Source organism: Lacibacter luteus, from assembly GCF_004118265.1.
GTDB classification, from domain to species: domain Bacteria; phylum Bacteroidota; class Bacteroidia; order Chitinophagales; family Chitinophagaceae; genus Lacibacter; species Lacibacter luteus.
On record NZ_SDHW01000004.1, the window covers coordinates 177478 to 196748 of the forward strand.

Here is a 19271-nt window from a genome sequence, read left to right on the forward strand (position 1 = left end):
CAGTGCCGGTTGTTCTGGCATGATAAGTGACAGAAGCCATATACATTCTTCAAGCCCTGTTGGGTTTGCAATTAAATACAGTTACGATGAAAATAGGCATAGTATGTTACCCCACTTTTGGCGGTAGCGGTGTGTTAGCAACAGAATTAGGAAAGGCACTGGCAGAGAAAGGACACATGGTTCATTTTATTACTTACCAGCAGCCGGTGCGTTTGAGTGGCTTTTTCACCAACATCTTTTACCACGAAGTACATATACCGCATTACCCTTTGTTCGATTATCCGCCGTACGAAACCACGCTGGCCAGTACAATGGTAGATGTGGCGTTGAATCATGATCTTGATCTGTTGCATGTACATTATGCTATACCGCATGCATCGGCTGCGTATATGGCTAAACAGATCTTAAAGAAGAAGGGAAAAGATATTCCTGTTATTACAACATTGCATGGTACCGATATTACGTTGGTAGGAAAGGATAAAACCTTTGAACCGGTTGTTACGTTTTCAATTAACGAAAGCGATGCCATTACAGCAGTATCGAACAACCTGCGTAAAGAAACCTATCACTCCTTCCAGATAGAAAAAGAAATTGAAGTGATCTACAATTTTGTTGATGTAAAACGCTTCGATAAAAAACCATTGGATGCCTTCCGCAAAGTACTTGCACCAAACGGCGAACGCATTATTACACATGCATCTAATTTCCGTAAAGTGAAACGTGTAAACGATATCATCCACGTGTTTGCAAAGATCAACAAACAGGTTCCTTCTAAATTGTTGATGGTGGGCGATGGTCCTGAACGTCCGGGTACAGAAGAGTTATGCCGTGCATTAAACATCTGTGATGAAGTGCGCTTTCTTGGTAAGCAACAGGAAATGGAAGAGATTCTTGCTATTTCCGATTTGTTTATGCTTACATCGGAATATGAAAGTTTTGGTTTATCGGCGTTAGAAGCAATGGCAGCAGGTGTACCTGTATTATCGAGCAATGCAGGTGGTATCCCCGAAATTAATATTCACGGCGAAACAGGTTACATGGCCAACATCGGCGATGTAGAAGAGTTAAGCAGACTTGGGATTGACTTGTTGAAAGATGATGATAAACTCAACGGCTTTAAACAAAGAGCAAAGGAACAAGCAATGAAATTTGATATTCATCACATTGTTCCTTTGTATGAAGAGTTATACGAACGTTTTGTGCACGTATCAGCGACCTCTTAACCAGGGCACCGGATTGATCATTTGATTTTCACGGGCAAGTACAAAGTTTAGTTCACCATCGCCATCTAGGTTGGTGCCCACACGGCCAATTACCTGGCCTGTCTTCACTTTTTGCCCTTTACTTACATTAGCAGATGATAAATTACTGTAGGTAGTAAAATACTTACCGTGCTGAATCATTACTGCCGTATTGCCACCAACATCAAACACGCTTGCAACTTCTCCGTCAAAACAAGCTTTAACAGAAGTTCCAGCAGGAGATGCGATTGTGATGAAGTCTTGATCGTAAACAATCTTTGTTTCCGGGATAACATTTCTTCCAAAGTTGCCGGTAATATAACCATTATCAACAGGGAAAGGCAGTCTGCCTTTGCTTGTTTCAAAACTTGCACCTAAAGCAATATCGTCTTTATTATATTCAAGGTAGCTTGCCGGTTTTTTAGGCTCGTCCTTTTTTACAACAGGTGCAGTAACCGATGTTGTTGGATTGGTTGTTGCTGGATTTGTTTTTGCATTTTCTTTTGCTATACGATCCGCTGCTTCTTTATCTTTTCGTTCTTTATCTGCCCGTTCTTTTGCTTCTTTTTTTGCAGCAGCAATTTCACGATTGATCACAGCTGTAATTGCAGACTGCAACTGCTGCGCCTGTTTCTTCTTTGCAGCAAGACTTTTATTGATCTCACCTTCTTTCTTCTTAATATCATTTACAACTACTGCTTGCTCCTGCTTATCTTTTTCAAGCTCTGTTCTTTCTTTTGTTTCATCCTGCAATACCAGGCTTTTTTGTTTGCGGTTGTTGGTTAACTCAACGATTTTGTCTTTGTACAATGACTCCGTTTTATAAATCGCATCAAGTTGCTGCGCCCTGTAACTACGATAGGCTTTCATGTACGATATTCTGCGGATAGCATCGTTAAATGTATTTGCGGAGAAAAGAAAATTTAAAAAATCGTAGCTGCTGCGGTTCTTGTAGGCATACACCACATTGTGTGCATAGTTCATCTTGAGAGTATCAAGATCCTTTTTCAATCTGCGCATTTCTACATACGAGGTATTAATATCCTTATCAATACTGCGTACCTGCTTATTAATGGTATTAATTACGTCGTTACGTAAACGGATCTTGTTCTGGATGAGCGCCAGCTGTCCAATACTTTGCTTTTTTGATTTTCTGATTTCATTGTACTGCCTGTTCAGTACTTCAATTTCCTGCAGTGTTTGCTTACGTTTCTTTTCCAGCTCAGCTTTTTCCTGTGCCGGCAAGGTAAACTGTAACAACATGCAGATTGTAATGAAAAAGAATTTCCGCATAGGTAATGGGTTTAAGTGACAAAAATAAGGCTATTGACGATAAGGGTAAACGCACTCCTTTTTAAAAACGTATGCCGTGTCAGATTCTTTTGAATTTTTTAGGAACTGTAAACGGATAACTCAACTCCTCGTTAAACTTATAATCTTTAAACTTTAACTGCACTTCCAGTTTGTTACGTTGCGATATGGTTATCTGTCTTTGTGTTGAAAACAGAACACCCGCTTTATTTTCAAAATCATTATAAATTAAATCGCAGGTTCTGTTTAAGGCAGGATCATTATCATCAAGTTTACTTTTCGTAATTGAATAATCTGCCGAAACAGAAAGCAGATTTTTAAACAATGTTGAATAGGTTAAAATGGAATAACCGTTTGGCGAATTGCTATAAGATGTAATGCTGTCTTTACTGAAGAAGATAGGGTTACCCACCAATATATTCTGCAAATCGGAAAACGTAAATGGCAGTTGTGCCAATTCCTGTATATGGCTCAATGGCCGTACCTGGTATGTATTGGCCAGCTTGTCGAGCATTTTAATACTGTCTTTAGTAATCAAGACACGGATGCCTTCAATACCAATATCATTACTGAGCGAAATCCAGATAACACTGTCTTTGAGCATACGCACATTGGCAACAAAATCGGGCTGCTTGCCTTTATTATTGGTATAATCAACTTTAATTTTTGCAGAAAATGTATTGAAGCTGATGTATTTCTTTTCAACATTAACCAATACTTCGTTTGCCATACGCACAGTATCGGCATGTGTGGGCAACTTAAGCACAGGTGTATCTATAACCGCAACGGTGTCTTTCTTTACAATTACCTGTTGAATTTTCTTTGTTGCACGACATGCGCTGAAACCGAGTAACAGTAACGCTGCAAATGCGATTGATACTACTTTCTTCATTGTATAAACTATTGTTTTCCGGTGCTGCCGAAGCCACCTTCATTTCTTGTTGTTTGTTCCAGCTCAACTGCAGGAGCCCAGCTTATCTTTTCTACTTTCTGAATCACCAGCTGAGCAATACGGTCGCCATTATGTACAGACTGTATTTCGTTACTGAGGTTGATTAAAATAACCTTAATTTCTCCACGATAATCGGCATCAATTGTTCCCGGTGTGTTTAAACAGGTAATGCCTTGTTTAATTGCAAGTCCGCTGCGTGGGCGAACCTGTGCTTCAACACCTACGGGTAGTTCAATAAACAAACCCGTTGGTATTAACGTACGTTCCAGTGGTTGCAATGTAATTGTTTCGTTAATAGCGGCACGTAAATCCATACCACTGCTTCCTTCAGTTGCATATGCAGGCAGTGGGTTATTTGATTGATTGATGATTTTAACTGTCATGTCTGTTTTATTTTTCAAGCAATACAGTAGCATGTGCTACCAAACCTTCTTCTCTTCCTACAAAACCCATTTTTTCTGTTGTAGTTGCTTTAACAGAAACAGCATCAACCTCCAATTCTAAAATTGCTGCAATGGTTTGCTGCATTTGTGCAATGTAGGGCTTAATCTTCGGCGCTTCTAAACACAAAGTGCTGTCTACATTTACAACCTTATATCCTTTCGCTTTTATTTTATCATAACTCTGCTGCAACAGTATTTTACTGTCAATATCTTTGAACGCAGCAGAAGTATCGGGAAAGTGTGTACCAATATCGCCTAAAGCAAGTGCACCAAGCATAGCATCGCAAATAGCGTGCAATAATACATCGGCATCGCTATGGCCAAGTGCTCCTTTGTGGTGCGGAATTTCAACCCCTCCGATAAACAATTTTCTTCCTTCAGCTAATTGATGATAATCAATGCCTGTTCCAATTCTAAATGCCATAATGTAAATAAAAAAGCGAAGGTAAAGTACCTCCGCTTCTGGCAAAATCTTTTATATAAATGTATTACTCGTTAGAAGTGCCGCTGCCATCATCGCCACCAAGGTCGAAAATAATACTAAAACGGGCAGTGTTGCTTAATGGATTACGGTTAATACCCTGGCCTGTTGGTACGAGGTAGGAGAAATTAAATCCTAAGCGGTTGTACTTTACACCGGCACCTACGCTAAAGAAACGACGGTTACCTTTTGTTTTTGCTTCGTAGAAATAACCTGCACGTGCAAAAAACTGATCGTTGTAGCCATATTCCAAACCTGTTGAAATCTGGAATTCTTTCATTTCTTCACCAAAGCCACCGGGAGCATCACCAAATGAAGAGAACCAGCTACCCACTACACTTTTGTTGCGGTATGCATCACGTGCTGCAGTTGATGTATCTGTTGGTGGTGTTGGCACCAGTAATTTATTGATATCTACACCAAAGCTGATCTTGTTGGTTTCATCAATTGCTTTTGTATAAACTGCACCAATACCGAGGTTGGCAGGAATATAATCTTTACCACGGGCATCGTTGGTATAAGCGATCTTGCTGCCAAGGTTGCTCATAACAGCACCGGCTGTAATGCCTGTACCTTCTTCGTTAAGACCGTTGTAGAAGAACGAAATGTCGCCAGCTACTGCAGTACCCGGTTTGTAAGTAACACCATTGGTGTTACCATTTGCAAGGTTTGAATAGATAAAGCGAAGAGCAATGCCTACGCCAATTTTATCGCTGAGTTTGCGGCTGTAACCTGCATCAAATGCAAATTCACGTGGGTTGAATTTTTGCAGATCATTACCTGCAAAATCGGTAAACTGAATACTACCTAAATTAAAATAACGGAGCGAACCGGAAATGGCCTGCAGCTCATCAATTTGATGATAGCCTGCAACAGTGCCAATAAATACATCATTTAAGCCAAGATCTTTTAACCAGGGTGTATACGTTAATGCAATAGAAGAACGTTGTGCTGCAAACGGAATTTTTGCCTGGTTCCAAAAAGAAGAATTTCCATCGGCAGAAGTGGCAATTCCCAAATCGCCCATACCACCTGCACGTGCATCGGGCGAAATACGTAACATGGGTACTGCTGTTGTAACTACATTGATCGATTGTGTTTGTTGGGCAAGCGCTGGTAAAGACAAACAGGTAAACAAGCCTATAAGCAAGGCTGAGTTTTTTCTCATAAGAGTTATTATTTGAGCCATAAAAATAGAGGAAAATGTATTCCTTTCAGTTAACGGATTTTGGTTATAGCAGAACGAGCTTTTGTAAAGCAGATTGTTTTTTACCATTTGAATCTTTTATTTCAAGTTGGTAGATGTAAACACCCCGACCGACTTTCTGGCCAAAGTCATCTTTTCCGTCCCACTCAATGTCAAAAGAACGGTTTCCTTCATTTATTATTGTGCGGGTGATTGTTTTTACCACTTTACCGCTGATTGAATAAATACGGATGAGGCATAGCAACTGATCGCCGGGCCGGTTGTGCTCGAACATAAATGTTGTTCGGGTAGTGAAAGGGTTGGGATAATTATACAATCGATCCAGTTTAAATTCCGCATCTTTTATTACACGAAACTCAAGCCTATATTCGCTGCTGTTGTTTTGCACATCCCATGCTTTTATTTTCAACACATGCAATCCTTCTGTTAATGCCGGCAATTGAAAACGTACAGTACCCGATTGGTAACTATCGGCATCTGCTTCGTAATAATCGTTCAATACATAAAACTTACTGTTATCATCGTCGAGTGTTGCAATCAAATCATGACCAATACCTGTGCCTACTGTATTAATGCCACTCGAATCGGCAAGCTTCAGCAATAAAACAGGGTTTTCGTTAGTAATACCACCGTTTACAAACTTTTCATCGTTGAGGTATGCTTTAATGGTTGGACCTGCATTGTCTGTTACAGGATTTGCTGATGCTCCGCCAATAATAATCGTGGTTTCGGCACCGTTACCGTCTTTTGAGCCATCTTCAGCATAATAACTGATCTTACCATTTCCGAATTGATAATTGATGTCTTTCGGCACAACAAAACTGTATACGAACTCACCATTGGTTACTTTGGCCTTTCCCTTGAAAATGATGTTTGCCTGCTGGCTAAAATTTGTACTGATGCTTGTTGCATCGTTGGCAAATGTTTTTTGCTGTTGCGGTTTATCGAAAATAACAGGATAGACGTTCCCGTTAAAATTGCTCAGTTTGTTGCCCATCGCATCAGTTACCTCACCCCTAATGGTATAACGATCCAACGCTTTTAATGTATCGGCGGCTGGTGCATGGTTGTTGATAGCTGTTGTACGCACATTCAATTCAGGAAAAGCAAGCCGAACAGCAGGATCGCCCAGCAACGTAAACTTTCTGTTATTAATAATATCGCCAAAGGTTTGGTAAGTAAAGTTTTTAGTTCGTTTCACTGCATCGCCCAACGATGGATACTTTCCATTTGCATCTTTTTGCAATGCCTGTTGAAAATAATTGTTGTTGATGATGCGGTTGCTGAAGGCAAACACTACCCTTGTTGTTGTCATTAGCGCAATAGCACCTGTGCGTTCCCGTAAGAGAATATTTTCACCAATTGAATTTACCGATGGGTTATCGTAAGGAGCAAAATCGCAGGTAGCTGTAATAAACAACGGCAGCTTACTGATATTGCTCCAGCTGTTTACCATATCCTGTTCCAAAATTGCTTCTTCGGCTAATCTTCTTGAGCCGCCATGCCCGCTGTAATTCCAGATTAATGTGCCGGCAAATATTTTATTGTTGATGGCCTGGTTCACTTCGGGGTAACGGCTGCCGCCACTTCCGCTTTGTTGACGGAAAGCATCGAGATAAATTTTAGATAAGTTGAAGTTTTTGTTTTGCTGAATAATATTGCTGTGAAATTCTGCATCATCCAAATGAATATTATTATCCTCATCATCTGCAATCACCGTCATATCATTTCGCCAGGGGCCAAAACTTTCTTTTGCATGATATTTTATGATTTTATCAACCACGGCTTTTGCTTCCTGTACTGATTTTGCAGGAATACGACCGATGCCAATATCCAGCAAACTCACAGGAAAAAGACGGTTGATATTATCATTATCATCAAGAAAACCAAAAAAATCATCAGAGGTATAGGTTGATAACGGATCGAGTGTTACTTCACTTTCAAAACAGGGAACATAGTTTGTATTGCCGCTGATGCGGTTGAGATAATCGTACGATGCATCGCCAAACAATAGTAAATAACGTGGGCGTTTGGTTGTATCGCTACCTGCACGATCGTAAAACATTTTTACAAAATTGCGGATGGACGATGGATCGGGCGTACCTGAACCAAACTCATTGTATACTTGTTCCGTTGTTACCGTTAATGTGGTTAAGCCATTGTTTTGCCTGTGCCATGTTGCCAAACGTTGAGCCTCACTTAAAAAAGAAGTATGTGTAACGATGATGTAATTGGGAAAGTTTGCTCCGTGTAAATCCTGGTTGACAATTTTTCCAACAGCTGTTGGTTGTAAATAATTCTGTTGCTGAAAAGCGATGTATTCCCGTAAACGATCGGCTGTGTTTGTAAATCGAAATTCAGTTCCGTTTAATGAGCCTGTAATATTCTGCGGCCGTAACGGATCGGTAATATCCCAAACAAGTGTTGACGCAACAGCGCCCTGTAGCCGAAATTCTGCAATATTACCGGGACCAACTGTTTCCCAATCGCTGAAATGCAACTGATCAATGCCCGTCATACTTAACTGGCGTTGTGGAAATAATTCGAACCAATTGAGCCAGCCTTGCGCATTAACACTGCCCGGTTGGTAACTGTATTGCAAACTCAACAGCGGCTGTGTAAGATTAAATGTAGTTGTAAGCTCATGCGGTGCAGCTACAGGATCGTATGTACCTGTACCTACTGCCGAAACACTGTGTTGCGCAATATTGATATTATTTGCTCTTATGGTAAACGAACTGCCAATGCCATTACTCCTCGATGCTACACCGGAGCTAAAAATCGTACTCCCTGCTATGCCATTTGTGATATTGAGATTGAAGGTTCGGTTTAATGTGCTGCCCGGCGTATTACTGAATTCTTCACCATACCACTCCTTACCGCTTCGCAGAAAATTGATAGTATCCAGTTCATAAAACATCCGGTCTTTGAACGATGTTACTGTTTGATTAGGCAAACCCGCAGCTGCCCTGTTTTGAATACGTAACCCGTTTGTGCTGATGTTTAAAAAATAAAACGATTCGCTGCTGTATAAATTTTTTCGATGGCGAAAGCGTTTGTTTGTTGAATCTTTTATCCACTGTTGTGGACCTGCCGCATAAAAAAGAATATAGTCACTCCCGTTTATTACCCCATCACCTCCATCAGCAACCTGTATGGCATTTTCAGTAAGATCATCTGCAGAAAACACAGCATTATCTTCGGGCAACATCTGTCCGCCATTTCCAAACAAGCGTATGTTGCCGCTTGCCAGGTTGGAAACATTTACACCCAGCGATTGCAGAAAAGCGATGTTAATGCGATAAACACCGGGCTGCTTAACCGAGAGTTTGTACCAATCTCCGCTTGCCAATACAGAATTATTTCGCCATGTGCGTTGAGCAGCGGCAGAACTTAGTATGCATGTAAACAAAATCAGTATAACGTATCGCATAAACAGTAAAACCAAAGATACCGGATACTATTTTGAAATTTACGGCAAGAACAAACCAGCTTGATGCCTGTAATGGTGAACGTAAATTCACGGTTTACTAAGCAGAAATACTGAAATTAAATTCCTTAGCTCCCGATTCCTTCAGATTTCGGAAAGATTACTTTAAGTTTGTCACCTGTCCAATAAATATTTTGGACTCTGAAATCCAGTACAATATTTTTGAACATTACTCGTTAACTATCAAAACGAAGGAGATGAAAAACCTTTTCTGCATTAAAAATCTGTGTATCCTATTTGTTGGGGCTACCATTTTTACATCATGTAACTTATTTAAGAAGAAGCCTGAGAAGTCTTCTTCAACCGGTTGGACTTACAACGACAAAAACGGCAGCGGTTTCCGTGTTTCTAAAGAAAAAGAACAGAAAACCGGGCCCGGCCTTGTGTTTGTTGAGGGTGGTACCTTTACCATGGGTGCTGTAGAAGAAGACGTAATGCGTGACTGGAATAACATTCCACGCCGTGTTACTGTTGCTTCTTTTTACATGGATGAGTCTGAGGTTGCCAACGTTCACTACAGAGAATACCTCTACTGGCTCGACCGTGTGTTCATGGATACTGCTATCACAAACCGTGCTTTACCCGATACATTGGTTTGGAGAAGTGAACTTGCATACAACGAACCTTACGTTGAATATTATTTCCGTCATCCTTCTTACAATCTTTATCCTGTAGTTGGTGTAAGCTGGAAACAGGCTTACGACTACTGCTTATGGCGTAGCGATCGTGTAAACGAAAATATTCTTTACGAAAAAGGGATTACCAACAAAAAAGCCGAACTGCAAAAACAAATGCAGGGTGGCGGACAGGACAACTTTAATACAAAAGCATATTTGTTAGGTGAATACCAGGCAACTCCCGGTAAGGGCATAAAAAAATATCAGGATCCTTTAACTAAACAGGTGCCTACAAGCATCAGCTTTGAAGAAGGTATTATTTTACCTGATTATCGCCTGCCAACAGAAGCAGAATGGGAATATGCAGCCTACGGTTTAATTGCTCAAAACCCTAACCCACGCCGCAGCGAAAAGCGTCGTGGTGAAGAGTTAACTGCTAACAAGCAGGTTTATCCATGGGCACAAAACGTAAATGGCTTGCGTGATGCAAGACGCAGCAGCTGGCAAGGTCAGTTCCTCGCAAACTTTAAGCGTGGCTCTGGTGATAACATGGGTGTTGCAGGTGGTTTGAACGACCGTGCTGTAATTCCTGGTCCAATCAAAGCATTCTATCCAAATGGTTTCGGTTTATATAACATGGCCGGTAACGTAAGTGAGTGGGTTGCCGATGTGTACAGACCAATGACACAAACTGACGGTGAAGATTTCAATATTTATCGTGGTAACAAATTCCAACGTATCGACCTCAGCACAGGAAAAGCTGAAAGAGATTCAATGGGTCGTATCAAGTACCGTGATGAAACAGAAGACGAAGTGAAAAACCGTCGTAACTATCAAAAAGGTTATGTTATCGATTATCTGGATGGTGATTCTTTAAGTGCTGTTCAATACGGTTATGGCCAAACAACATTGGTTAGTGATAAGAGCCGTGTTTATAAAGGTGGCAGCTGGAACGATCGTGCATACTGGCTCAGCCCCGGTTCACGCCGCTTCCTTGAAGAAGATCAAAGCAGTTCCATGATCGGTTTCCGTTGTGCTATGACACGTTATGGCAGCCAGGAAGGTAACGGTCGTAAGACAGGTAACTGGTTTGGTACAAGAAAACAAAACAACAGAAAACGAAATTAATCTCCTCGTTTTATCAATAAAAGAAAGCCCTCCGTTTGCGGAGGGTTTTCTTTTTATGTAAAGCATTTTCATTTTTATCGTTTACAGAAAAGTACAAGCGCCTATCTTTGGTTTATGCATATTGAAGAGCTTTACAAGTTGTTTTTGGCACATCCTTCTGTACAAACTGATACCAGGAAATTAAAACAAGGCGATCTTTTTTTTGCATTAAAAGGCGACAATTTTAACGGCAACCTTTTTGCCAAACAGGCCCTTGAAAAAGGAGCAGCATATGCAATTGTTGATGAATCTCCGGAGCAAGAAAATGAAAGAATAATTGTAGTTGATGATGTGCTTACCTCTTTACAAGAGCTGGCAAAGCTGCACCGCCTTCAATTCAATATTCCCTTTTTGGCAATTACGGGTAGTAATGGAAAAACAACTACCAAAGAATTAATACATGCTGTTCTTTCATCTACACTCAAAACATATACAACCGAAGGCAATCTTAACAACCATATTGGCATTCCACTCACTTTGCTTAAAGTAAAGCAAGACGCAGAAATTGCTGTAGTTGAAATGGGTGCCAATCACCAAAAAGAAATTGAAGGTTATTGTAAATATGCTTTACCCAATTACGGTCTCATAAACAATGTAGGTAAAGCACACCTTGAAGGTTTTGGCGGAATAGAAGGCGTTAAAAAAGGCAAAGGCGAATTGTACGATTTCATCCGTACAAACAAAGGCGCAATTTTTATTAATACCGATTTTGATTACCTGGAAGAAATGAGCACAGGTATAGCAAATAAAATAACCTATGGTACTGCAAATGCTTCTACTACCGGAAAGTTATTGAAAAGTGAGCCCTTTTTGGAAGTTGAGGTAACAAGTCACCCTGAGATTGGTGTTATCAGAACCCATCTTGTTGGCGATTATAACTTGCCAAATGTGCTTGCAGCTGTTTGTGCAGGGTTACATTTTGGAGTGCAGGCACTTACAATCAAATCTGCAATTGAAAACTACCAGCCAACCAATAGCCGCTCCCAATTAATAGAAGCCGGGAGTAATAAAATTATTCTGGATGCCTATAATGCCAACCCCAGCAGCATGAAATTAGCCATTGAAAATTTTGCAAAACTTCAAGCTAGTAAAAAGGTGTTGATGTTAGGCGGTATGGCCGAAATGGGCGAAGCAAGTTTAGCAGAGCATCAGGCAATTGTTGATTTGATTGATCAATATAAATGGGCCAATGTAGTGCTTGTTGGGGGCGATTTCGTAAAAACCAGTCAATCCTATATTTATTTTACTAATTCTGTTGAAGCAAAAAAATGGTATAAGGCTCAATCGTTTAACCACACGCACCTGCTTATTAAAGGCTCACGCAGCATGAAAATGGAAGAAATTCTTGCTTAAATACTTGCAGAAGCCAAAACGATCCGTATTTTTACGGACTTCTATCCAACTCCTATAAGAAGAATCACTTAACAATCCAACTCTCCCTCTATTTGCTTAAGTGATCCAACCCCCTGAAACGAACCGTTAACTTATTCCGTTAAACTGTTAGTTGGTTTCGTTTATGAAAATTATTTCTTTTGTTGTTTTCCTTTTATTCATTGGATTTCAAATTAATGCACAGCAATACTGGCCGCATGGGTCAAGCCCGTATCCACGATGCAGTACTATGACTGCACCAACTTGTACCAAAGTAGCTATTGGCGGAGATTGGGACGTTGCATCCACCTGGAATCCATCAGGCGTTCCAAAGACCGATGATATTGTTTGTATACCGCAGTATATTACTGTAAATGTTAAAGGCCAAACATATAAAGCAAGTACTTCTGTTCCTCCACTTGCGAACTCAATAGATTCCCCCCGCTTACAAATTTTCGTTTGCGGCACTATCAATTTCGAACCTTCCGGAAAACTTTTTCTTGCACCGTTTAGTTTTATTCAAGTTTACTCGGGAGGAAAAATTACTGCTGCAACTGGTAGTAGCGATTTAATTCAAGTTGGCAGCAATATTGTTTGGGGAGGTCCGGGCACAGGTAATCAGGGTGATGTGAACGGCCCCTGGATTTTATCCTATCCTTTTACCGGTGCCGGTGTATTAAGTACAGCTTTTGATTATTTCAAGGCCAGTCAACCACAACCTTATCAGGTGCAATTAGACTGGGGCACCTTACATGAAGTAAACAGCGATGTTTTCATTGTTGAACGCAGTACAGATCAGAAATTATGGAGCAGCATTGGTTCTGTTAAATCGGTTGGTAACAGTTCGCAAAAACAGGCATATAATTTTACAGATAAAGCGCCCATTGCAGGTATTACTTATTATCGACTGAAACAAATAGACTACAAAGGAGAAATAAGCTATTCAGAAGTTGTGCGTTACAACACTACGATCACAAAAAAATTCAGCTTGTTCCCCAATCCTGTATCTTCTTCAACCCGACTATTTTCAAAAGATGGATTTACATCGGCTCAGGCCATCCTAATTCTTGATGCAAAAGGAGCAGTTGTTCGAAAAATAAATCCTTCCGGCTCAAATAATCTCCAGTTGGATCTAACAAATCTTACCAACGGACTTTATCTTATTCAAATTACCGATCGAAACCAGGTAATTGAAAAAATTCCGTTTGTTAAGCAATAAAACTTACAATCCACATACAAAAATAGCTGCTGCAAAGCGGCTATTTTTTTTCCTGGCACAATTCAACTAAAAGACCGTTTGTTGATTTAGGGTGAAGAAAACATACCAGTTTGTTATCCGCCCCATCTTTGGGAGCGTCATTAAGCAAAACAAAACCTTCAGCTTGCAGCCGCTTCATTTCCGAATAAATATCATCTACTTCAAAAGCAATATGATGCATACCTTCGCCTTTCCTTTCAATGAATTTTGCAATTACTCCGGCTTCTGATGTGCTTTCTAAGAGCTCCACTTTTGTTTGGCCCTGCTTAAAAAAAGCTGTCCTTACCGCTTCAGATTCAACTTCCTCGGTTTTGTAACAGACAGTATTTAATAAATTTTCAAAAAGAGGAACAGATACATCCAGACTTTTTACAGCAATACCAATGTGTTCAATATTCAGCATAACAATCAATTTAGAGCAATTTACTACCTCCATGCGATGCAAAAAAGTGAGACAACCGTGACAAGCATTTTAGCTAATTTTACAGTCAATACGGCAGCAGCCGGTTCGCTGGCCCGTGTATTGATCATTGATTAAAAAAGTGTGTTATGATTTTTGTTACAGAAAAAGCAAAAGAGAAAGTTGCCGAGCTGATGCAAAAGGCAAACGTTGGTGCGAACGATTCTTATTTCCTTCGGGTAAGTGTTGTAGGTGGTGGATGCAGCGGGTTAAGTTATAAACTTGATTTTGATAATGAGAACAAACCTAACGATCAGGTATTTGAAGATAACGGCGTTAAAGTGGTAACGGATATGAAAAGCTTTCTTTACCTCTACAATACAACACTGGACTTTAGTGACGGTTTAAACGGAAAAGGATTTCACTTTAACAATCCTAATGCCAGCCGCACTTGTGGTTGTGGCGAAAGTTTTGCAGTTTAGCTATTTTGTAACAATTGTATTTTCTCAATTACTTCAGCAGAAGTGATATTTTTCATACATATATTATTGCCTTTACAAGGTGGCTTATCTGCATGGTGTAAACAGGGTGAACAATAAACTTCCTTATATAATTCGTAATTATTCTTGGATTTGAGTGCCAAATGTGCCGGATCGGTTGGTCCCCACAAGGAGATACATTTTGTTTTTTGAGAAAATGCGAGGTGCAAAGGCCCCGAATCATTACTGATCATAAACTCAGCATGGCGTAATAAAAACGTATAAGCAGCCAGCCCAAAATCTCCTGCAACATTTTTTACTCTGTCTGCATGTTTGTAAAGCACTTCTGAAAACTGCTCTTCCACTCCCGCTTTTTCTGCGCTGGAACCTGAAAGTAAAACCGTAAAAGGAGTTTCTTTTAGAAGATATTCGATGGTAGTTAACCAATTTTCCACAAGCCATTTCCGTTCCGGCATCAAATCCGAAGCATTTGAATTAATGATAACGAAACGTTCAACATTATTATTTCTGAAAAACTCATTTACCTTTTGCTTATCCTCATCGGCAATAAGAAAAGGAAATTTTGATGTTTGTTCAATTGCTTCCACTTGAAGTAAAAGCATTACCTGTGCATAAACTTCCTGTAAAGGTCGTTTAGTATTAAAATAAATATGATGGGTATCTATCCCGTTTCTGAATGCTGCTGATTTTCTGTAATAACTGTACCTGTTTCTGGACAGGCTGAGAATAGATATAAAAGTTGTGAAATAAGAATACACTTCAAGATTGATAAATGTATCCGCATTCCTAAGCATAAGTTTTACTATTGTATCTGCTGTTGACAATGCCAATTTCAAAAAACTGCTGTCGTTTACATACAATACTTCATCAATATACTCCGACAACATTTGCATTAACTCTTTGTTAGAAGAGGATGTAACAAACGTAACAATTGCCTTTGGATATTTCTTTTTTAATGAAAGTAAGTGTGGTGCAACTTCAACAATACTACCCATACCTACTATTTTACAAACAACAACCCGTTTTCCATCTAAAGGCCTGAAGCTGTGATCTCGTCTCAAGACAGCACCTGCAGCTAAAGCGATCATATTAAACAACAGGCTTACTGGTGGGCCAATAATTCGATCTACAAACAGTTTAGTACGATAATTCATCTTTGGTAATTAAATGTAATGCATCCACCTGCAAATTTTCGGGCATAATGATTTTTATTTTACCTGGTTTTGCCAAATTCCAATTTGGCTGACTGGCAACCTGCAGCAAATATGGAATATGCTTTCCGGGTTTTGCCAAAAAATGAAATTCTCCCAAAAATTCGTTTGCCCTATAATACTGCACAATAACCATTCTGTCCTCTTTTGTATAATTGGAAAATGTAAAACAAAGTGCTGCTCCTCTTAAATCTTCATTCGCTTTCAAAAGAGACTCAATTGCCTGCGGCTGTTTTACATCCAACGCTAACTCTTCACCTATGTTATTAAATACACCCGATTGGGCTAATACATAAGGTAACTGCTTTAATTTATAGGTTAATGGAACATTTGTATAAACGTCAGGGAAATAATTATGGAGGCTAACCATTAAACTATCCGCCTTCCCTGGCAAAAGAACATCCCTGATCTCATCAATCCCGCCTTCAATCAGTACAAAACTTTTTTTATCGTTACGATTAGTAAAACTAATTGGGAATGCAAATCGATCATTAATAATAATATTTCCCTCGTTGATAATTTCTTTACCAATAAAAGTAAGCAGCAGCTTTTTACCATTAACGTCAACAGGATCTGGAAACTTATAAAAAGAATCCGCCATCAAACTTTTGTATTGCAACAGAGGTTGTGTACGCAATAGGGTACTATCTTTTACCCATAGTGTTTTCTTATCAACAATAGCTGCGGGTTTATAGTTTCTGTAGATATGCTGAAGTATATGATAATGCCGGATGCTATGTGGTACGTCGTCCAGGTAATCGGCAAGTGTATCGGCAGAAACATTGTTTACCAAAACATATTTACATTCCGATTCTACCAGCTCTCCTATGAACTGCTCCTGCATTTTTTTTGTATGATAAAAATGCATACCCTGATTAAATAAATGAGCAGGCTTGCTGTTTACAAAATAGTTAAGCATTGGCTGATAGCATACTTCATCTACAGGTTCGCTGATGACTCCTGCTTGTACAAGTTTTGAAAGGTCTGGAAAGAAGCTTTCATTCATACCATAGGGTTCTAAAAAATAGCGTGAGTAACTATGCAATTTCACGCCCATGAAATCCAGGTTTGCCTTTTCCCTGGTTTTATATACATTGCCCAATTGATCTATTCTCGAGTAAACAAACAATTCATATGCGCCTTCTTTAATCTGCGAAAGCTTTTCCAAATCAAACCGCTTGATTTTTTGGCAAGCAAAAGAAAGCTCGGTTGTTGTTCTTATTTTATCAATTGAAGCTGAATACAGGCTCCGATTCTCAAACGTTCTCGGAAATTTAAACAACCAAATATTGCAGCTAACGGTTACGAGAAAAAGACTTATGAGCTTTAATTGGCGGCCTCCTTTTACAAAAACTAATGCAACGAAAAGACCAATGAGAAAGTAAATATAGCTGGAAAGATTTACGTCTCTGTTTTCAAAAAAAGAATGTCTTATTAATCCCCGTTGAAAGTTGACAAGATAATAGACCGAGAAAAATACAAGGCACAATTGCAAAAAAACAAGCGATTTGAATTTCTCTCTGAAAAGAAGTAAAACATATAGCAGTCCTGTTATAACAGCAACAGGAAAAATAAAATAATGTATTCTGAACTTGAAATTGTAAACTCTCGACAACACACTATATCCCCACGATTGGGCAGAATCAAGATATCCCAGAATCATTTGCACGCTGTCCATCGATTGTTTATAGCCAATTTTTAAAAGAGCAACAACTGCCAACACAAACAGAATTATTGTGCTTGTAATTATTAGTAATTTCAACTTCTTCATTCCTCTTTTATAATGCATAACAAAAAAAGGAGTTGAAACAATTACAGAAGCGAGAACAGCAACTCCTGTATCAACTCTGAAAAAAAAAGTAGCCAGTAATACAAATGAAGTGATTATTACTCTCAAGAATTTATACTCACTTTTGAAATACCAATACAGATTCATAAATGCAAGAACGGAAATGGCATGATACATCGGCAGCATAATCCAAAGCACTCCGGAAAACATCGTCCATATAAAGCCAAGAAGTTTACTTTTAAAAAGAGATGAAAGCAGGAAGTAATAAACAAGGAAGAACAAACCGTAAATACAGTTGTAGATTTTATAACCAAATGATAAGTCATTATTCAGCAGTGCATAGAAAATTCCTGTTATAAAATCATTTAGATTATGAGGGCTAAAATGCTCGAACACCGGTAATTCACCATTAGAAACCATGCGCTTTATTGCAACTGCTGAGCTTGCGTCTTCAAAGAAATTAATATCACCTAACCAAACAGGAGTATATGAATTATAAATACCAATTCCAGCAATAGCAAAAGCAAACGTTACAGAAAAAACAGGCTTTAAAGAGTTGGGCTTCCAAAAAAAAGTGATTATAAAAAGTAAACCATAAGCAAACAGCAATAGTACCCAAAAGCCCAGTTTGCCTAAAAAAATATTATGTTGATTGAATAACATATATAATTCCTGTATAAAAAACAATAACAATGGCGTTAAAACAACAGGAACTACATACTTATATTTTCCGGTATTAACAACTTTACTAAAAGCAACTTCCCGGATAAAAGCGATAATCAAAAACAAAAAAGGAACAATGAATTTACTATACTCATTAATTATTACAATACCAAACAGGTTAATTAAATAAAATACAGAAAGACTTAACAGTACATCTACTGCCAGTAAATAATATTCAAGAGTTTTTCGGCTTTTTAGTACAAATGCTTTTAATAGAAAAACAAGCATCATTAATAATACAGGAAGATAATTATCAGCAAACTGGGCTACAATAAAAAACAACACAAAACAGAACCATCTAATCACATACAAATCCGAAGAATAATATTTTCGTTTAAGTAAAAAGTAAACGGGGAAAACCGCAAGTAATGGAAATAGACAAATAAGAATTATTGCAACAGGGATTTCTTTTTTCCATTGAATATGTTGTACAATATCAAAAAAGTCGACCCGGAAAAGAAGAAGCAGAAAGAAAAGAATAAAAACAACACTTGCTGTAATTACAAAGAATAACGCTTCTTTTTTTAACTCTAATGCCCTTTCAGTTAGTTTACATTTACGATTAAAATGCTTATATAACAGAAGAAGGCTTAATTCAAAAGAACATAGCAATTCCATTGGCAATGTTGAAATTGATAGCAATGCGGACGATATTAACGCCACAAGTATTGCCAGCAATTCTGCATTTGAATACCCCTGCTTAAACTTCAGAATAACTATATATACACATGTTGCTATTCCAAAAAAAAGAATAAAAAAATAACTTATTTCGTTTATTAATACCTGCTGAAGAAAAAACAAAGCTGAAATTGCAGCAAACCTGTTTATTTGACGAGCAATGACATTTTCCCTGAAAATTATTTTTACCGCCGACTGAGTAACCAATGCAACAACCCCCGCAATAAAAAAAAGAATGACTGCATTTGAAAAAAAAGCTACTCTTTTACTTACACGAACATTATCAAATGTAGCTGTTCCGATCATGTCTGTAAATACAGGTGCTAAAGAAAAATCCTTTTGGTTCCACATTCCAACAACCCCAACACCGAAAAGGAGTATTGCAAGCATGTAACTCTTCTTCCATGAATCGGCATTAAAAGGTAATTTCAT

Annotated in this window: 14 protein-coding genes; 5 read left to right on the forward strand and 9 right to left on the reverse strand. The window is 38.8% G+C overall.

Annotated elements, in window-relative coordinates:
* Positions 1–86: 86 nt before the first annotated feature.
* The gene (gene bshA, locus ESA94_RS14210; RefSeq protein ID WP_129131595.1) at positions 87–1223 is read left to right on the forward strand and encodes an N-acetyl-alpha-D-glucosaminyl L-malate synthase BshA; all 1137 of its coding nucleotides are present in this window, start codon (positions 87–89) and stop codon (positions 1221–1223) included.
* Here bshA and ESA94_RS14215 read toward each other — a convergent pair.
* The 6 genes from ESA94_RS14215 to porU all read right to left on the reverse strand — a co-directional run bounded on the left by ESA94_RS14215 (position 1209) and on the right by porU (position 9068).
* Positions 1209–2534: a peptidoglycan DD-metalloendopeptidase family protein gene (locus tag ESA94_RS14215; protein ID WP_129131596.1), complete on the reverse strand. Its 1326-nt coding sequence runs from the start codon at positions 2532–2534 to the stop codon at positions 1209–1211. The two genes, bshA and ESA94_RS14215, sit on opposite strands and share 15 nt — an antisense overlap.
* Before the next feature lie 79 nt (positions 2535–2613).
* Positions 2614–3444, reverse strand: a complete 831-nt coding sequence (locus tag ESA94_RS14220; RefSeq protein WP_129131597.1) for a DUF4292 domain-containing protein — start codon at positions 3442–3444, stop codon at positions 2614–2616.
* Positions 3445–3452: 8 nt separating this feature from the next.
* Positions 3453–3887: a dUTP diphosphatase gene (gene dut, locus ESA94_RS14225; RefSeq protein ID WP_129131598.1), complete on the reverse strand. Its 435-nt coding sequence runs from the start codon at positions 3885–3887 to the stop codon at positions 3453–3455.
* A 7-nt stretch (positions 3888–3894) separates the two neighbouring features.
* Positions 3895–4371: a 2-C-methyl-D-erythritol 2,4-cyclodiphosphate synthase gene (ispF, locus tag ESA94_RS14230; protein ID WP_129131599.1), complete on the reverse strand. Its 477-nt coding sequence runs from the start codon at positions 4369–4371 to the stop codon at positions 3895–3897.
* A gap of 64 nt (positions 4372–4435) precedes the next feature.
* Positions 4436–5596, reverse strand: a complete 1161-nt coding sequence (gene porV / locus ESA94_RS14235; protein ID WP_240671061.1) for a type IX secretion system outer membrane channel protein PorV — start codon at positions 5594–5596, stop codon at positions 4436–4438.
* Positions 5597–5660: 64 nt separating this feature from the next.
* A complete protein-coding gene (gene porU / locus ESA94_RS14240; RefSeq protein ID WP_129131601.1) occupies positions 5661–9068 on the reverse strand; it encodes a type IX secretion system sortase PorU in 3408 nt (1135 codons plus the stop codon).
* 254 nt (positions 9069–9322) lie between these two features.
* Here porU and ESA94_RS14245 point away from each other — a divergent pair, with 254 nt between their 5' ends.
* From ESA94_RS14245 to ESA94_RS14255, 3 genes are all read left to right on the forward strand, one after another.
* Entirely contained in the window at positions 9323–10870 is a 1548-nt protein-coding gene (locus ESA94_RS14245) for an SUMF1/EgtB/PvdO family nonheme iron enzyme (protein WP_129131602.1), read from the forward strand.
* 114 nt (positions 10871–10984) lie between these two features.
* Positions 10985–12262, forward strand: coding sequence for a UDP-N-acetylmuramoyl-tripeptide--D-alanyl-D-alanine ligase (locus ESA94_RS14250; RefSeq protein WP_129131603.1), 1278 nt, complete (start codon positions 10985–10987; stop codon positions 12260–12262).
* A gap of 163 nt (positions 12263–12425) precedes the next feature.
* Positions 12426–13499, forward strand: coding sequence for a T9SS type A sorting domain-containing protein (locus ESA94_RS14255; protein WP_129131604.1), 1074 nt, complete (start codon positions 12426–12428; stop codon positions 13497–13499).
* Positions 13500–13539: 40 nt separating this feature from the next.
* On the opposite strand, the gene mce is transcribed toward ESA94_RS14255, so the two are convergent.
* On the reverse strand, positions 13540–13941 hold the full coding sequence (gene mce / locus ESA94_RS14260) for a methylmalonyl-CoA epimerase (RefSeq protein WP_129131605.1): 402 nt from the start codon (positions 13939–13941) through the stop codon (positions 13540–13542).
* A gap of 146 nt (positions 13942–14087) precedes the next feature.
* On the opposite strand from mce, the gene ESA94_RS14265 reads away from it, so the two are divergent.
* Positions 14088–14420 (forward strand): HesB/IscA family protein, encoded by a 333-nt coding sequence (locus ESA94_RS14265; RefSeq protein WP_129131606.1) that lies wholly within the window; start codon positions 14088–14090, stop codon positions 14418–14420.
* Here the strand turns inward: ESA94_RS14265 and ESA94_RS14270 are convergent.
* A complete protein-coding gene (locus ESA94_RS14270) occupies positions 14417–15274 on the reverse strand; it encodes a glycosyltransferase family 9 protein (protein WP_164972751.1) in 858 nt (285 codons plus the stop codon). The genes ESA94_RS14265 and ESA94_RS14270 overlap by 4 nt on opposite strands.
* A 301-nt stretch (positions 15275–15575) precedes the next feature.
* Positions 15576–19271 (reverse strand): hypothetical protein, encoded by a 3696-nt coding sequence (locus ESA94_RS21470; protein ID WP_164972752.1) that lies wholly within the window; start codon positions 19269–19271, stop codon positions 15576–15578.

What these genes read in the sequence shown, in the direction of transcription:
- ESA94_RS14255 (WP_129131604.1), top strand. Translation starts at nt 12,426, where the DNA reads ATGAAAATTATTTCTTTTGTTGTTTTCCTTTTATTCATTGGATTTCAA.
- ESA94_RS14245 (WP_129131602.1), top strand. Translation starts at nt 9,323, where the DNA reads ATGAAAAACCTTTTCTGCATTAAAAATCTGTGTATCCTATTTGTTGGG.
- ESA94_RS14215 (WP_129131596.1), bottom strand. Translation starts at nt 2,534, where the DNA reads ATGCGGAAATTCTTTTTCATTACAATCTGCATGTTGTTACAGTTTACC.
- ESA94_RS14265 (WP_129131606.1), top strand. Translation starts at nt 14,088, where the DNA reads ATGATTTTTGTTACAGAAAAAGCAAAAGAGAAAGTTGCCGAGCTGATG.
- porU (WP_129131601.1), bottom strand. Translation starts at nt 9,068, where the DNA reads ATGCGATACGTTATACTGATTTTGTTTACATGCATACTAAGTTCTGCC.
- porV (WP_240671061.1), bottom strand. Translation starts at nt 5,596, where the DNA reads ATGAGAAAAAACTCAGCCTTGCTTATAGGCTTGTTTACCTGTTTGTCT.
- mce (WP_129131605.1), bottom strand. Translation starts at nt 13,941, where the DNA reads ATGCTGAATATTGAACACATTGGTATTGCTGTAAAAAGTCTGGATGTA.
- bshA (WP_129131595.1), top strand. Translation starts at nt 87, where the DNA reads ATGAAAATAGGCATAGTATGTTACCCCACTTTTGGCGGTAGCGGTGTG.
- ESA94_RS14250 (WP_129131603.1), top strand. Translation starts at nt 10,985, where the DNA reads ATGCATATTGAAGAGCTTTACAAGTTGTTTTTGGCACATCCTTCTGTA.
- ispF (WP_129131599.1), bottom strand. Translation starts at nt 4,371, where the DNA reads ATGGCATTTAGAATTGGAACAGGCATTGATTATCATCAATTAGCTGAA.
- dut (WP_129131598.1), bottom strand. Translation starts at nt 3,887, where the DNA reads ATGACAGTTAAAATCATCAATCAATCAAATAACCCACTGCCTGCATAT.
- ESA94_RS21470 (WP_164972752.1), bottom strand. Translation starts at nt 19,271, where the DNA reads ATGAAATTACCTTTTAATGCCGATTCATGGAAGAAGAGTTACATGCTT.
- ESA94_RS14220 (WP_129131597.1), bottom strand. Translation starts at nt 3,444, where the DNA reads ATGAAGAAAGTAGTATCAATCGCATTTGCAGCGTTACTGTTACTCGGT.